Source organism: Bradyrhizobium diazoefficiens USDA 110 (genome assembly GCF_000011365.1).
GTDB lineage: Bacteria > Pseudomonadota > Alphaproteobacteria > Rhizobiales > Xanthobacteraceae > Bradyrhizobium > Bradyrhizobium diazoefficiens.
In genome coordinates, this window is record NC_004463.1 from 2,535,649 (window position 1) to 2,551,442 (window position 15,794).

At 64.8% G+C, this 15,794-nt stretch carries 14 protein-coding genes; 9 read left to right on the forward strand and 5 right to left on the reverse strand.

Translation table 11 applies throughout. From position 1 onward, the window contains the following. Positions 1-4: 4 nt before the first annotated feature. Positions 5-631, forward strand: coding sequence for a protocatechuate 3,4-dioxygenase subunit alpha (pcaG, locus tag BJA_RS11425; protein WP_011085122.1), 627 nt, complete (start codon positions 5-7; stop codon positions 629-631). 24 nt (positions 632-655) lie between these two features. Here pcaG and BJA_RS11430 read toward each other — a convergent pair whose 3' ends face one another. Beyond that, the gene (locus BJA_RS11430; protein ID WP_011085123.1) at positions 656-1,267 is read right to left on the reverse strand and encodes an NYN domain-containing protein; all 612 of its coding nucleotides are present in this window, start codon (positions 1,265-1,267) and stop codon (positions 656-658) included. A 360-nt stretch (positions 1,268-1,627) separates the two neighbouring features. Beyond that, positions 1,628-2,533: a helix-turn-helix domain-containing protein gene (locus BJA_RS11435; RefSeq protein ID WP_011085124.1), complete on the reverse strand. Its 906-nt coding sequence runs from the start codon at positions 2,531-2,533 to the stop codon at positions 1,628-1,630. Positions 2,534-2,583: 50 nt separating this feature from the next. On the opposite strand from BJA_RS11435, the gene pobA reads away from it, so the two are divergent. After that, entirely contained in the window at positions 2,584-3,756 is a 1,173-nt protein-coding gene (gene pobA / locus BJA_RS11440) for a 4-hydroxybenzoate 3-monooxygenase (protein WP_011085125.1), read from the forward strand. Positions 3,757-3,965: 209 nt separating this feature from the next. Here pobA and BJA_RS11445 read toward each other — a convergent pair whose 3' ends face one another. From BJA_RS11445 to BJA_RS11455, 3 genes are all read right to left on the reverse strand, one after another. Further along, positions 3,966-6,116, reverse strand: a complete 2,151-nt coding sequence (locus BJA_RS11445; protein ID WP_011085126.1) for a CHASE2 domain-containing protein — start codon at positions 6,114-6,116, stop codon at positions 3,966-3,968. Positions 6,117-6,134: 18 nt separating this feature from the next. Continuing rightward, the gene (locus BJA_RS11450; RefSeq protein WP_038966599.1) at positions 6,135-6,803 is read right to left on the reverse strand and encodes a hypothetical protein; all 669 of its coding nucleotides are present in this window, start codon (positions 6,801-6,803) and stop codon (positions 6,135-6,137) included. A 186-nt stretch (positions 6,804-6,989) separates the two neighbouring features. Further along, a complete protein-coding gene (locus BJA_RS11455; protein WP_011085128.1) occupies positions 6,990-8,129 on the reverse strand; it encodes an HD domain-containing phosphohydrolase in 1,140 nt (379 codons plus the stop codon). A 266-nt stretch (positions 8,130-8,395) separates the two neighbouring features. On the opposite strand from BJA_RS11455, the gene BJA_RS11460 reads away from it, so the two are divergent. The 7 genes from BJA_RS11460 to BJA_RS11490 are packed head-to-tail and all read left to right on the forward strand — an operon-like array spanning position 8,396 to position 15,750. Beyond that, positions 8,396-8,719 (forward strand): STAS domain-containing protein, encoded by a 324-nt coding sequence (locus BJA_RS11460; protein WP_038966600.1) that lies wholly within the window; start codon positions 8,396-8,398, stop codon positions 8,717-8,719. Continuing rightward, entirely contained in the window at positions 8,719-9,084 is a 366-nt protein-coding gene (locus BJA_RS11465) for a response regulator (protein WP_008142319.1), read from the forward strand. Before BJA_RS11460 ends, BJA_RS11465 begins: the two co-directional genes overlap by 1 nt. Continuing rightward, positions 9,081-11,150 (forward strand): chemotaxis protein CheA, encoded by a 2,070-nt coding sequence (locus tag BJA_RS11470; RefSeq protein ID WP_038966601.1) that lies wholly within the window; start codon positions 9,081-9,083, stop codon positions 11,148-11,150. The genes BJA_RS11465 and BJA_RS11470 overlap by 4 nt, the downstream gene beginning before the upstream one ends. Then, positions 11,150-11,611, forward strand: coding sequence for a chemotaxis protein CheW (locus tag BJA_RS11475; RefSeq protein ID WP_162185819.1), 462 nt, complete (start codon positions 11,150-11,152; stop codon positions 11,609-11,611). Before BJA_RS11470 ends, BJA_RS11475 begins: the two co-directional genes overlap by 1 nt. A 41-nt stretch (positions 11,612-11,652) precedes the next feature. After that, positions 11,653-13,350: a methyl-accepting chemotaxis protein gene (locus BJA_RS11480; protein ID WP_011085132.1), complete on the forward strand. Its 1,698-nt coding sequence runs from the start codon at positions 11,653-11,655 to the stop codon at positions 13,348-13,350. A gap of 57 nt (positions 13,351-13,407) precedes the next feature. Further along, the gene (locus BJA_RS11485; RefSeq protein WP_028174296.1) at positions 13,408-13,884 is read left to right on the forward strand and encodes a chemotaxis protein CheW; all 477 of its coding nucleotides are present in this window, start codon (positions 13,408-13,410) and stop codon (positions 13,882-13,884) included. Positions 13,885-13,944: 60 nt separating this feature from the next. Beyond that, positions 13,945-15,750: a methyl-accepting chemotaxis protein gene (locus BJA_RS11490; RefSeq protein WP_011085134.1), complete on the forward strand. Its 1,806-nt coding sequence runs from the start codon at positions 13,945-13,947 to the stop codon at positions 15,748-15,750. The last annotated feature ends 44 nt before the right edge of the window (positions 15,751-15,794 follow it).

The following is a 15,794-nucleotide window of genomic DNA, read 5'->3' on the forward strand; positions in this document are numbered from 1 at the left end:
GCCGATGCCGCAGCCGCTCCACTATCTCAAGGAAACCGCCTCGCAGACCGCCGGCCCCTACGTCCACATCGGCCTGATCCCGGCCATGGCCGGCTTCGATATCTTCGAGAAGAACTTTTCCAACGTGCTGGTGACGCCGAACACCCGGGGCGAACGCATCACGCTGGAAGGCAAGGTGCTTGACGGCACCGGTACGCCGCTGCGCGACGTGCTGCTGGAAATCTGGCAGGCCAATGCGGCCGGCCGCTACAACCATCCGGCCGACCGCTCGGCCGGCGCGCTGGAGCAGGAGTTTCGCGGCTGGGGCCGCGCCGGCTCCGACTTCGACAGCGGGCTCGTGACCTTCGAGACCATCAAGCCCGGCGCCATCACCGACAAGGCGGGGCGCAAATGCGCGCCACACGTCAATGTCTGGATCGTCGCGCGCGGCATCAATATCGGTCTCAACACGCGGCTCTATTTCTCGGATGAAGAGGCTGCCAACGCCGGAGACCCCGTGCTCAACCTGATCGAACAGCCGGCGCGGCGCAAGACGTTGATCGCAACGCGAAGCGAGCGCGCCGGGAAGGTCGTGTATTCCTTCACGGTCAATTTGCAGGGGCCCGAGGAGACCGTGTTCTTCGACGTCTGAGAGTCGTGCGGCCTCCCGCAGGGATCACTCCACCTGGTCGCCGCGATCGATCGCTACGCGCGCGAGGAATTGCGGTAACTGGCGCATCTCGCGCGATCCCGGCCGATTGGCCGGATCGCGCCCCACTTTTGGTTTCAGTTCTGCCAAATCAATGAATACGTCCGCCTGTCGGCGCAGGTCGTCGGCGACCATGGCTGGCTGAGTGCAGAGTGTGGAGACGACCGTTACGCGGACACCGCGGCGCTGCAGCGCTTCCACCAGCGAACGAAAATTGCCATCGCCCGAGAACAACACGATCTGATCGACGTGCTCGGCGAGCTCCATCGCATTTACGGCGAGGTCGACATCCATGCTGCCCTTCACCTTGCGGCGGCCGGTGATGGCGTCGACGAATTCCTTCGTGAACTTGGTGACGACGGTGTATCCGTTATAGTCGAGCCAATCGATCAAGGGGCGGATCGACGAATACTCCTGATCCTCGATGAGGGTCGTGTAGTAGAAGGCCCGCAACAGCGCACCTCGGCTTTGGAATTCGCCGAGCAGACGCCTGTAGTCGATGTCGAAGCCGAGCGCCTTGGAGGTGGCATGGAGATTGGAGCCATCGATAAAGAGTGCGATCTTCTCAATCGAAGACATTCTGCGTAAATCTCCAGTTGCACGCGAAAGGCGGCCGATCCCACCGCCAGGGCGCGGTGTGTCGGCCGGAAGAACAATGAAGGCACCGATGGCTTGCCGAAAAAGCAGCGCAGACGACCGGACAGGGGCGGCCGTCTTGCGCCCAGGTTAGGGAGGATCCAATGCCACTAGCGCCAGGGCGCCGAATGCAGCCAGGCTAAGGCGCGCGCGTTCCCTACTCAATTGTACTGAGGTAAAGGGCCTCTATCCAAAGGATAGGGCCCGATATACGAAGGTAAGTGGCAGCGCGGGCAACAAAGGCCATTGCGGTTCCCAGCGTGGCCTTCGACCATGGGCGCGGCTGTTCGATCGGCTGATGTGTCAGCCTTCATCACCATGCAGCCGGGTGCGAAAGGCGCGCGGCGATAGCCCCGTGGCGGCGGCATAAACGCGGCTGAAATAGGCGGGGTCCTCGAAGCCGAGCGCGTAAGCGATCGTCGAGACCGGCAGGTTGGTGTAGACGAGGTTGCGCCGCGCCTCGCGGATCAGGCGGTTGAGGATCAGGTGCGAGGCGGTGTCGCCGGTCGCCGCCCGCGTCACCCGGTTGAGATGGGTCGGCGTGATCGACAGCGCGCCTGCGTAGTCCGCGACGCTCCAGCGTTCCAGATGATGCTGCTCGAGCAGCGCCTCGAAGCGGCGGAACAGGCCGGATTCGGCAGTGCCATTGCCACCGGTCTCGCTCGTGAGCGCGCGGGCCACCAGCCCGATCATGGCTGCCGACAAGGCGCGCAGCACATGTGCGCGGCCGAAATCTCGGGCGGCGTGTTCGGCGAAGATCTGCTTCATGGTGGCGCGGATCTGCGGGGTGCCGCGCACCACGCCTGATTGTGACAGGGCTCCGCGCAGGCCTTCGGCGGCGAGCAGCGCCTCGTCCAGAATCTCCGCCGCGATGGTCAGCACCCAGCCTTGGGTCTCAGGCACGAAGCGGAAGCCGTGGACGTGTCCGACGGGTACGTTGACGATCTGCATCGGCTTCAACGGCACCACGCGTCCGTCGAGCGTCGCCTCGCCGCCGCCGCGCTCGATCAGCAGGACCTGGTGCAGCCGGGCATGGCGGTGCACGGCCAGGGTCCAGTCGTGAAGTACGGAGCGGGACGCGATCGTCTCACAATGCACGACGTCGGGCAGGTCGCCGGACTCGCCGAACAGATTGTAGACCCGGATCGCGGGGGCAGGGGCGGCGCTTTTCATGTTCGAATAGTACAAGACAAAGACGAAACCCTCCATCGGTTTGCGCGGCTGAATCTGCAAAAAAGTGCCGACGGGAGGACGCGAAAATGAAAGTTCAGGTCTGTATCATCGGTGGCGGGCCGTCCGGGCTGCTCTTGTCCCAGCTCCTGCATCTGAAGGGCATCGACACGGTCGTGCTGGAGAAATACAGCCGCGACCACGTGCTGGCCCGGATCCGCGCCGGCGTGCTCGAGCACGGTTTTGCGAAACTGATGCGTGAGGCGCAATGCGGCGAGCGGATGGACCGCGAAGGCGAGATCCACCGGGGGTTCGAGATCGCCCATGACGGGGTGCTCTCCCACATCGATCTGCACAAGCACTCCGGCGGCAATTCGGTGCTGGTCTACGGCCAGACCGAGCTGACGCGCGACCTCTACGAGGCGCGCGACCGCCTTGGCGGCAAGGTCGTGCACAATGCCGAGGACGTGACGCCGCATGATCTCGCGTCGGACCGCCCCTACGTGACGTACCGCTCGAACGACGAGATCGTTCGCGTCGATTGCGACTACATCGTCGGCGCCGACGGCTTCCACGGCGTCAGCCGCAAGTCGATCCCGAAGGACGTGCTGCGCGAATACGAGAAGGTCTATCCGTTTGGCTGGCTCGGGGTGCTGTCGCGCACCAAGCCGGTCTCGTCCGAGCTGATCTATGTGAAGCACGAGCGCGGCTTTGCGCTGTGTTCCCTGCGTTCACAGGTGCTGAGCCGCTACTACATCCAGGTGCCGCTCACCGACAAGGTCAAGGACTGGTCGGACGACGCGTTCTGGGCCGAGCTGAAGCGCCGCCTGCCGGAAGAGGTCGCCGGCCGCTTGATCACGGGGCCCGCGATCGAAAAGAGCATCGCGCCATTGCGCAGCTTCGTCGCCGAACCGATGAGCTATGGCCGCCTGTTCCTCGCCGGCGATGCCGCCCACATCGTGCCGCCCACCGGCGCGCGCGGGCTGAACAGCGCCGCCTCCGACATCTACTATCTCTATCATGCCATGCTCGCACATTATCAGAGCGGCGATGATTCCGGCCTCGAAGGCTATTCCGCCAAGGCGCTGGCGCGGATCTGGAAGGCGCAGCGTTTCTCCTGGTGGATGACGATGCTGCTGCATCGCTTCCCCGATCGTCTCGACTATGAGGATCGTCTTCAGCAGACGGAGCTGGAATATCTGTTCTCGTCCGAAACGGCGCAGCGCCTGCTCGCGGAGAACTATGTGGGCCTGCCGTTTTGAGCGAGATGATCGCGCAACACGCGATGCTGCCCTCCCTTCTCCCCTTGTGGGAGAAGGTGGCGCGAAGCGCCGGATGAGGGGTATGTCTCCGCGAATTCAAGTGAGAGTTGGATGCGCCGAGAGAAACCCCTCACCCGTCTCGCCGCCTTGCGGCGAGCCACCCTCTCCCGCAAGGGGAGAGGGGAAGCTAGCGCTCTCGGCTGACGCGGCTACTTCCCTTCGAGCGTGTTGACCGGTGTCCATTCCAGCGGCGGTGGATTTGCGACAAGCGCTCTCGCGCGCTTTGCAAACATTGACGATGGCGGATCGACCTTGGCTAGCCGGTCGAACGCATCAACCGCCTTCGCGAACTCCCGTGCGCGCCAGCAGGCCAGTCCTTCCGCATACAACGCCGTCACCTTCTTCTGCTCGGCACTCTCCCCGTCTCTCTCCGCCAGCGGCTCGAACACCTTGATCGCCTCGCCGCGGCCCTGCACCCTGATTGCGTCGAGCTCGCGCCAGGCGAAGGCGTCACCTGTCTGCGCCACTGTCGCCTCCGAGGCCATGATCGCGGTGCCGTAATATTTGTTCGCACCCTCGAGCCGCGAGGCGACGTTCACGGTGTCGCTCATCACGGTGTAGTTGAAGCGGCGGCGGGAGCCGATATTGCCGACCACGGCTTCGCCGCTGTTGAGCCCGATGCGGTGCGACAGGCCGTGGCCCGCGAAGGCGGCGTTGTTGGCGTTGAGGTCCGCCAGCTTTTCGTGGCACTTCAGCGCCGCGCGGACGGCATTGCGCGCGTGGGCGGGATCGTCGGCCGGCGCGCCGAACATGGCGACGATGGAATCGCCGATATATTTGTCGACATAGCCGCCATGGCCTTCGATGATGTCGGTCATGGCGGAGAGATATTCGTTCATCAGCGTGACCAGCTCGCCCGGCGTCATCGTCTCTGCGATCGAGGAGAACCCGCTGAGGTCGGAGAAGAACATAGTGACGTTGCGCATCTCGCCGCCGAGCGCCGGCATCTTGCCGGAGGCTACCATCGTCTCGATCACCTCGGGCGCGAGATAAAAGGCGAAGCTCTTGCGCAGAAAACGCTCGTCGCGATCGGCCAGCATGAAGCGGTAGCCGATCATCATCGCGAGCGCGGCGAGGCTCGCGAGCGCGGGTTCCGTCAAGGGCAGCGCCAGGGCATGCACGAACGCTCCGACGGCCACGCCGGCGTAAACGGCGGTGAGGGCGAGCCAGGCGATCACAGCGCCGCCAGGCGCGAGCATGCAGGCCGCGCAGGCGATGATCGCCGCGAACGCAATCGTGAGGATGGTCCGCGCCGGAAAGCCGAGCTCGGTCACGGCATCGCGCTCGATCAGGTTTCGCACGACGGTGGCATGCACGAACACGCCGGCGATATCGCTGCGGGCCTTCTGCGCGGTACCCGCCGAGGCGGGCAGGGCGCAGCGCGGCGCGGGCGAGCCGTCATATCCGCCGGAAAGCCGCATCGAGGTGAGCTTGCGGTCCTCGAAATTGAGGACGGTGCCGAGCAGGACGACCTTGCCCTCGAAGGCGCGGCGGAAGAAGTCGCGGTCGCCCTTCTCGACGCAGGCACGCAGGTCGGCGAAGGAATAGGCCGGGATGTCGCGGCCCATGCCACGGTAGTTGAGCGTCAACGTGTTGGGGACCGCGCTCGGGATCGTGTAGTCGGACGGCTGCATCGCGCCGGATGGCTCGGTTCCGGGCGTCGTGCCGAGCGCGCGCGCGGCGAGTTCGATCGCCATCGCAGGGACCGGCTTGCCGTCGATGGCAAAGCTCAGCGGCATCCGCCGGATCACGTCGTCGGGGTCGGTATGGACGTTGAGGGCGCGGATATTGTTTTTCACCGCCAGTTGCTGCGCGCGGTAGGGCCTGTCCGGATGGTCGTTGCTCAGGATCTCGCCGAGCACCAGCTTGCCGCTGTCGGAGAGTTGCCGGAGTGCGATGAGGTAGTCCCGGTCAAAACCCTTCATGCGGCTGCCGAGTGGCGCGTCGCCGAAGGGAATCTCTGACTGCTCGATCGAGCTGGGAAAGATGACGTCGAAGCCGATCACCTTGGCGCCGCCCTCAGTGATGCTTCCGAGCACGCGGCCAATTTCGCGCGTCCAGGTCAGCGTCGGCGATCCCTTGAAAGGGGGCGTGTCGTAGGTCTCCCCGTCGATGGCCACGACGACGACCGGCGATGTCGCGGGATCGCGGCGGTCGCCGACCAGCTTGCCGCGCATCGCGGTGAGGATGTCGAGCGACAGGCCCTGCAGTATTTGAAGCGGCGGAGACGTGAAGACCGCGCCCGCGAGGAGCGCAATCAGGATCGCTGCAACGATGTCCCGCCTTCCGATCCGCCGCATCGCCCCGTCGCAAGCCGCCTATTCGAGCCGCAGCAGGCGGCCGACGATCGGCGTCGGTGATGAGGTGGCGCCGGCGTCGACCTGGAAGGCATAGCGCTTGGCGCCGAGAATGGCGAGATAGCTGCCGCCGGGGGTCAGCGACTTCCCGGCCTTGGCAAAATCATAGAACTTGCCGCCGATCATGGCTTCGCTTTTGAGCGGCACGGTGATCGTGGGTTCCTTGCCGTCGGTGCGCTCGATCACCAGCGTGCTGCCGCTCTTGGCCTGCACCAGCGGTGCGACGCCGTAGATCGTCGGCAGCTTGGCCGGCGCGCCCTTGGCGTCCGAGCGCATGGTGCGGAAGGTGGTCGCGGCGCTCTGGTTGGCCTCTCGCTCGGACAGCTTCGCCGCGTTGGTGTCGCAGGGCACCTTGTCCCGCTTGACCTCGCCGAGCTGTACGGTGCTCTGCTCGGCGCCGACCAGCACGACGCCTTCGCTGATCGTCTCGCGCAGGCAGGATTTGAGATAGCTGAGCGTGACGCTGGCCTTCGGGCCGAGCTTGATGATCTTGCCCGGCGCCACATAGTCCATGAACGCGATGCCGTCGACCTTGCCCTGGACGTCCTCGACGATCGCGGCCGGGGTCTCCGCCAGGGCGGGGGTCGCCACACAGAGCGCGCCGACAACGGCGCCGATCAGGCTTCTCATGGGGATTCTCATTCAATTCTACCGATGCTCTACCGGTCCCGTCCTGGTTCGATGCTTAGCAGAGGAGCGCCCAGGCAAGTGTGACCGGAATCACTCTTAGACATTGGTGCACTGTATCAGGAACAGGTTCAAACCGGCGACCGGAGAAAACAGAGCCGCGGCAAGCTGTTGCCGGGATATGCGATCTCAGGCGGCCGGAACGGCCTGCGGCGAACGGTCTTCGGCCGGCCGGCCCTCGACGGCTCTCTCCATGACTGGGGCGAGCGTCGCCTCCGTCTTCTGAAATGGCGTCGCCTGCTGCCCGGCAGCGATCTCCATGACTTCGTTCCAGCGCGACAGAAAAGCCTCGACGCAGGCCGGGTCGAACTGCCGTCCCTGGTTCTCGACCAGGTAGTTGCGTGCCGCCCCGAGCGGCATCGGCTCTTTATATGGCCGCCGCGTCGTCAGCGCGTCGAACACGTCGGCGACAGCGACCACGCGAGCGGCCACCGGGATCTCGTCCGTCTTGAGGCCGTTCGGATAGCCTGCGCCGTCCCAGCGCTCGTGGTGGCCTGCGGCAATTTGCGCACCGAGCTGGATCAGCTCGCAACTGGAGTCCGCCAGGATCCGTTCGCCGATCGTGGCGTGGGTGCGGATCACCGCCATCTCCTCGTCGGTCAGCCGGCCGGGCTTGAGCAGGATATTGTCGGGAATGGCGACCTTGCCGACGTCGTGCAGCGGCGCGGCGAGATAGATGTCGCGGCAGAGCCGGGCCGGCAGGCCAAGCTGCTCGGCGATGATGCGGCTGTAGCGGGCGACCCGCAGGGTGTGCTCGCCGGTGTCGTTGTCGCGGTATTCGACCGCGAGCGCGAGCCGCAGGATGATCTCTTCCTCGCGCTCGCCGAGCTTGCGTATCGCGGCCGCGACTTCACTGGCCAGATGCGCGGCGCGATCGTTGAGCTTGCGTACGGCTGCACCAAGCTGAATCAAATTCCGTAGACGCACCGTCATCTCGACGCTCTGCGGCTGCTTGGGCAGGAAATCGGTTGCACCGGCCTGCAGCGCTTCCATCTTCACGTCATCGGTCTGCCGCGACGTGATCATCGCGATAGGGATGTCGACGCAGCCGGGAAGGGTGCGGAGCGTGCGGATGAAGCTGATGCCGTCCATGTGCGGCATCTCGTAGTCGACCAGCACGAGGTCGAAGACGCGCTCCCGTGCGCAGGCCAGTGCCTGCACGGGATCGAGGAAGGTGGTGGCTTCGACCAGACCTTCGGCCTCGATGTGACGTTTCAGGAAGTTGAGGACGGAACGGCTGTCGTCAACCAGAAGCGCTTGGGTCAGCATCGGCGGCCGGGGCTCTCTTCGCTGGCAAGGGCACGAACCGACTGCATAACCCGAGCGAATTTAACGCGAAGCAAATGCGCCGTGCGTGCGCACGCGCTGCGATATGCGCGCCTCGCATGCGATTTCAGCAGGCTATGCACCGTTGCATGCAATTGCGCGAAGTCCTCGGGAATGTGACCCGTAGTTGTACGGACCTCTCCGTTAGGGGTTTGCTCACTTGATTCGCGTCAAACGTGTATCGGAATTTTGCAAGGGCGGGGGCAGCGATGGCGCTCAATCCGACGGAGCCGAAGTGGTCGTTGCGGTTACCCGCCGATTGCAGCATCGCGGCCATTCGCAGCGTCTATGACCTCATTCGCGAGGCGTTCGGCCGCGAGCAGCGGCTCGAGATCGATTGTTCGCGCGTCGACAAGGCCGACGTGACCTCGATCCAGCTTCTGCTGTCGACCGCCAAGACGGGCGAGGCCCAGGGCCGCCCGGTGGTGCTCACCGCATTCTCCCAATCTCTGCGCAACACCCTTCGCCGCGCCGGCTTCGCCAGCGAGGCGATGATCGAACAGCACTTCCCGCAAAAGAAAGATGGCACCTGATGGCCACGATTCTGACCGTCGACGATTCCCCCAGCATTCGGCAAATGATCAAGGTCGTGCTCGAGCCGGCCGGTCATAACGTGATCGAGGCCGGTGACGGTGCGCAAGGGCTCGCCAAGGCCCAGGCCGGCAAGCTCGACCTCGTGATCACCGACCTCAATATGCCGGTCATGAACGGGCTGGAGCTGATCCGGGCGCTGCGCAAGCTGCCGAGCGCGGTCGGCATGCCGATCGTGTTCCTGACCACCGAATCCAACGACACGGTGAAGCAGGAGGCCAAGAGCGCCGGCGCCACGGGCTGGATCACCAAGCCCTTCAAGCCGGAGCAGTTGCTCGCCGTCGTCGGCAAGCTGGTGCGCGCATGAGTGCAATGGACCCGACCGAGGTCTTTCGTCAGGAAGCCAGTGAGCTCTTCGAAGTTCTTGAAGGAGCCCTGCTCGATCTCGGCCTGCGTCCCGATGACCGCGAACTCGTCGATTCCGCCTTCCGCGCCCTGCATACGATCAAGGGCTCGGGCGCCATGTTCGGCTTCGACAAGGTCGCCTCCTTCACCCACGAATTCGAGACCGCGTTCGATCGCGTCCGCAAGGGCGAGATCAAGCCGACGCAGGAACTGATCTCGGTCGCGCTCGCCGCCAAGGACTATATCCGCGCCCTGATCGAGGATCCCCAGTCGACCGATGACGTCATCGGCGAAGGCATCCTCGACGACCTCAAGCGCTTTGTCTCGTCCGACCAGCCTGTTGTGCCGGTCGCCGGGATCGCGGAGGCGGCGGCGCCGGTCGAGAGCAAGCAGGCCGGCTGGCACCTGTATCTGGAATTCGAATCCCACATCCTGCGCAACGGCTCGAACCCGCTCGACCTCCTGGAAGACCTCTGCAAGCTCGGCCCCTGCTTCGTCGTGCCTGTTACCGACGGCATCCCGTTCCTCGACGAAATGGAGCCGGAGGATTGCTATCTGAAGTGGGACGTCAAGCTGCACGCGGCCTGCGACAAGGACGCGATCGACGACGTCTTCATGTTCGTCCAGGACGAGATGAAGCTGACCCTCTCGCCCTTGGAGCATGTCGAAGCGCCCGCGCCGATGCCGCTATTCCAGCTCATCGACGAGGAGCCGGCGCCTGAGGCCGAGATGCCTGCGCCGGTGGTCGAGGCTGCTGCCGCGCCGATCGCCGCGCAGCCCGCCGCAAAGGCGGAGCCCAAATCTGAACCGAAGCCGGAGCCGAAGGCCGAGGCCAAGCGCGACGATCGCGGCATCGCCACCGTCCGCGTCCAGGCCGAGCGCCTCGACGAACTGATGGACCGGGTCGGCGAGCTCGTCATCGCCCAGGCGCGGCTGACCCAGCTCGCATCGTCCGGCTCCGACCTCTCGATCAAGATGATCGCCGAGGAGATCGAGCGCCTCGCGTCTTCCTTGCGCGACACCACGATGGGCGCGCGCATGGTGCCGATCGGCTCGCTGTTCGGCCGCTTCCGCCGCCTGATCCACGATCTGTCGCGCGATCTGTCGAAGCCGGTCGAATTCGTCACCACGGGCGAGGACACCGAACTCGACAAGACCATGATCGAGTGCCTGGCCGATCCGCTGGTGCACCTGATCCGCAACGCCATCGACCACGGCATCGAAGACACCGCAACGCGCGCCGCCAACGGCAAGACCGAGCAGGGCCGGATCGAGCTCGCCGCCGTTCATTCCGGCGCGCAGGTGCTCGTCACCGTGAAGGACAATGGCGGCGGCCTCAACACCGCGCGCATCCGTGCCAAGGCGGAAGAGCAGGGCCTGATTGCAGCCGGCGCCGTGGTGACCGATCACGAGATCCACCAGTTCCTGTTCCACCCGGGCTTCTCGACCGCGCAGACCATCTCGGCGCTGTCCGGACGCGGCGTCGGCATGGACGTGGTCAAGCGCACCATCGAGAACATGCGCGGCACCATCGACCTGTCGACCAAGCCGGGCCAGGGCACCACCGTGACGCTGCGCCTGCCCTTGACGCTCGCGATCATCGAAGGCCTCCTGATCCGCGTCGGCGAAGGCCGCTACATCATTCCGCTGTCGGCGGTGGAGGAATGCGTCGAGCTGACGGCCGAGGACGAGCGTTCGCGCGGCCGCAATTTCCTCAACGTCCGCGGCAACCTCGTTCCGTTCCTGCGCCTGCGCGAGATCATGTCGTCGTCGGGGGTGCCCGACCGGCACCAGAAGACGATCATCATCTCGACCGGTGAAAGCCGCGTCGGTCTCGTCGCCGACCAGATCATCGGCAACCACCAGACCGTGATCAAGTCGCTCTCCAAGCTGCATTCGGATGTCACGATCTTCTCGGGCGCGACCATCCTGGGTGACGGCACGGCGGCGCTGATCCTCGACGTCGCGCAGCTCGTCGCGCTGGCGCAGTCGAAGGTCGAGAAGCAGCACATCAGCGAGGCGGCGTGATGAACGAGACTTTGGCCGGCGAGCATCAGGCCGACGCGATGCAGGTCGTGATGATCGGCCTCGGCGAGGAGAAGTTCGCGCTCGACGCGGGCCTCGTGCGCGAGATCATCGATCCCGTGCCGGTGACCAAGGTCGCCGGCGCACGGGCTTTCGTTCCCAGCGTGATCAACGTACGCGGCAACGTCATTCCGCTCGCGGACCTGCGCATCCGCTTCGGTATGCCGCAGCTCGACAACTCGGCCGACACGCGCATCGTCGTCATCGAGCTGGAGCTCGACGGCGAGCCCGTCCTGGTCGGCGTCACCGCCGACAAGGTCTATGAGGTCACGGAGATCTCGCAGACCGACGTGCAGCAGACGCCGCGCGTCGGCATGCACTGGAAGCCGGAGTTCATTCGCTTCATCGCCAAATGGCGTGAAGAGTTCGTCATCGTTCCCAACATGGAACGCATTCTGAATTGAAATGAGTCCCAGGGGTGGGACTTGAGGTTTAGGGGCTGGAAATGAGATTTACGGTCAAAGCGAAGCTGGCCAGCGCATTCGGCCTGGTCATTGTCCTGTCCATGGTCGCCGGCGGTGTCGCGTACATGAAGCTCGGCGACATGATGGCCACTGCTGACAGCATGGTCCTGCGCGCGACCCGGATGGAGAAGGCGACGCAAATCGAAAAGGATATCCTGCTTCAGCTGCGGGCGGAGAAGAATTCAATTCTCGGAGCGGAAGCCCAGGCCGAACAGTTTGCCGCCGATGCCGCCAAGATTCGTGACCAGGCGCTGAAGACCAAGGACGAGGTCTACGCGTTGGCGAGCGAAGCCGGCAGGAAGCTGCTCGACAGCTTCGCTGTGACATACGCCAAGATGAATGTGTATCAGGAAGAGACGTTCAGACTGGCCAAGACCGACAAGGCAAAGGCGACCGAACGCTCCATGGGCGACGGTCGCAAGGTCGTCGCGGACGCGATGGAAGCCATGAGCGCCTATGTCGGCAACACGAAAAAGCAGATGGCGGAGCAGGCGGTCCAATCCAAGGAGGAAGGCCACCAGGCGCAGTTCGTGCTGATGACGCTGCTCGGCATCTCGCTGGCGATTGCGATCGGGGCTGCGCTCTGGATTTCCATCTCGATCAGCCGTTCGCTGGGCCGCGCCGTTGGCCTTGCCGGCGCGGTTGCGGAGGGCGATCTCAGCCAGACCATCCCGTCCGCCAGCAACGATGAGATTGGCGACCTCGTCAGGTCCCTGAACGTGATGGTCGAGAAGCTCCGGCAGATCGTCGCGGAGGCGTTGACCGCCGCGCAGAACGTCTCGGCCGGCAGCCAAGAGCTCTCCGCCAGCGCCGAGCAGCTCTCGCAGGGCGCGACCGAGCAGGCCTCGTCCGCCGAGGAAGCTTCTTCCTCGATGGAGGAGATGGCCTCGAACGTGAAGCAGAACGCCGACAACGCCAACCAGACCGAGAAGATTGCCGCGCAGTCCGCCAAGGATGCGGAATCCAGCGGCGCGGCCGTCGGTCGTGCGGTTAACGCGATGCAGACGATCGCCGAGAAGATCACCATCGTGCAGGAGATCGCACGGCAGACCGATCTGCTGGCGCTCAACGCCGCGGTCGAGGCCGCGCGGGCCGGCGAACACGGCAAGGGCTTTGCGGTGGTCGCTTCCGAGGTCCGCAAGCTCGCCGAGCGCAGTCAGGCGGCCGCGGCCGAAATCGGCACGCTGTCCACGGAGACGGTGAAGGTCGCCCGGGAGGCCGGCGACATGCTGTCCAAGCTCGTGCCCGACATCAAGAAGACGGCTGAGCTGGTCCAGGAGATCACCGCCGCTTGCCGCGAACAGGACGTCGGTTCGGCCCAGATCAACCAGGCGATCCAGCAGCTCGACAAGGTCGGCCAGCAGAACGCCAGCGCCTCCGAGCAGGTCTCCTCGACCTCGGAGGAGCTCGCTTCGCAGGCCGAGCAGCTCCAGTCCACAATCTCGTTCTTCCGCATCGACCATGCCGGCCGCGGCGAGAGCGCGGCGCCGGCACCGATCGATCGTGCCGTTACCCAGCTCCGCGCCAAGGCGGCGCACATGGCTGCGGCGGATCGCGGCGTGAAGAAGCCCGCGCCTGTCCGCAAACCCGCACGTGCGATGAAGGTCGCCGGCAGTGGCGGCTTCGCGTTCGACATGCACGACGGCGAAGACGACCGCGACGCCGAATTCCAACGCTGATCAGGCGGTCCGGCCTCGTGCCGGATCGTGCTCATTCGCAAACCCCGGGACTGCAGCATGGCCGCAACCTCGCAATATCTGACGCTCGGACTCGCCGGCGAGACGTTCGGCATCAGCATCCGCAACGTCCGCGAAATCCTCGACATGCGGCCGATCTCGCGGCTGCCGCATGCGCCGAACTTCCTGCTCGGCATGATCGACGTGCGCGGCAGCGGCTATCCAATCGTGGACCTCCGGACCAAGCTCGGCCTGCCGAGCGTGGCGACGACCGAGGCGACCCGCATCATCATCCTCGACGTGCCGATGAAGGACCGTCTGGTCGGTGTCGGCTTCGTCGCTGATTGCGTGTTCGAGGTCACCGACATCGACGAGCAGGCGATCGAGCCCATCCCCGAGGTCGGTGGCAAATGGCAATCCGACTACGCCGCCGGCATCGGCCGCAAGGGCGAGAAATTCGTCGTGATCTTCGATCTCGCCAAGCTGATGGCGCATGACGAGATCCCGGAAGGGCGCGATGCGCCCCGCGCCGCCTGAGTTTGCAAGAGTTAAGCATGGTCAAGCGTATGCCCCCCAATTCGAACCAACGAGATTGACATGAGATTTACCGTCAAAGCCAAGCTTGCCAGCGCCTTCGGCGTCGTCATCCTGCTCTCCATGATCGCCGGCGCGGTCGGCTATGTGAAGCTGTCGGACATGGTCGGCACCACCGAGACTCTGGTTAGCCGCGCGGGCCGCATGGAAAAGGCCGCGGAACTCAAGGAAGGCATCCTGTTTCTGGTGCGCGCCGAAAAGAACTCGATCCTCGCGGCGACCGATGCTGAATACGATCAGTTCGTAGCCGACCTCGCCAAGAATCGCGAAGCGCTCGTCAAGTCCAAGGACGAGATCCACGCCGCCGCCAGCGAAGGCGGCAAGAAACTGATGGAGAGCTTCTCCACGGCGTTTGCCAAGCTGAGCGCCTATCAGGATGAGACGGTCAGGCTCGCGAAGTCCGACAAGCCGAAGGCCCTGGACCGTTCCATGCATGACGGCCGCAAGGTGGTCGCGGACGCGCTGGAAGCAGCCGACGGCTACATCAAGAACGTCAAGAAGAACATGGCGGAGCAGGCCGAGCAGTCCAAGCAGGACGGCGCCCGCGCCGAAATGCTGCTGATGAGTCTGGTCATTGCCTCGCTCCTGATCGCCGCTGTTGCCGCCACCTGGATCGCCCTCAACATCAGCCGCGCGCTGGCACAGGCCGTCGGCCTCGCCGACGCGGTGGCGATCGGCGATCTCAGCCGTAAGATCGAGTCGTCCAGCAATGACGAGATCGGCGATCTCATCAAATCGCTGAATGCGATGACCGTGAACCTGAACGCCACTGCGGCCGTCGCCAACGAGATTGCGCAGGGCAATCTCATGGTTGAGGCCAAGCCGCAGTCGGACAAGGACACGCTGGGCCTTGCCCTCGAGCGCATGGTGGAAAAGCTCCGCCAGATCGTGTCGGAAGCTCTGACGGCGGCGCAGAACGTCTCTGCCGGCAGCCAGGAGCTTTCCGCGAGCGCCGAGCAGCTTTCGCAGGGCGCGACCGAGCAGGCCTCGTCAGCCGAGGAAGCCTCGTCCTCGATGGAGGAGATGGCCTCGAACGTGAAGCAGAACGCCGACAACGCCAACCAGACCGAGAAGATCGCCGCGCAGTCGGCCAAGGACGCGGAGGCCAGCGGCGCAGCCGTCGGACGCGCCGTCAACGCGATGCAGACCATCGCCGAGAAGATTACCATCGTGCAGGAGATCGCGCGCCAGACCGACCTGCTCGCGCTGAACGCGGCGGTCGAAGCCGCGCGCGCCGGCGAGCACGGCAAGGGCTTTGCAGTCGTCGCTTCCGAAGTGCGCAAGCTTGCCGAGCGCAGCCAGGCTGCGGCGGCAGAGATCGGCACGCTCTCGACTGAAACAGTCAAGGTCGCCCAGGAAGCCGGCAATATGCTTGCCAAGCTCGTTCCTGATATCAAGAAGACCGCCGAGCTGGTCGAGGAGATCACCGCTGCCTGCCGCGAGCAGGACGTCGGTTCGGCCCAGATCAACCAGGCGATCCAGCAGCTCGACAAGGTCGGCCAGCAGAACGCCAGCGCTTCCGAGCAGGTGTCCTCGACCTCGGAGGAGCTCGCCTCGCAGGCCGAGCAGCTCCAGTCCACTATCGCTTATTTCCGCATCGAGCAGGGTGGAAAGGGCCGCGCGGCCGCACCGATCGACCGGGCGGTCAATCAGTTGCGCGCCAAGGCGGCCACCATGGCGGCCGTCGAGCGCCCGGCCAGGAAGCCGCCGGCCAAGCCCGCGCGTGCCATGAAGGTTGCGGGCGGCGGTGGCTTCGCCTTCGACATGAACGACGGCGAGGACGATCGGGACGCCGATTTCCAGCGCTAAGGCTCTCTGAGGGATCGGCCCCCACCGGGGGCCGATCTGTGATT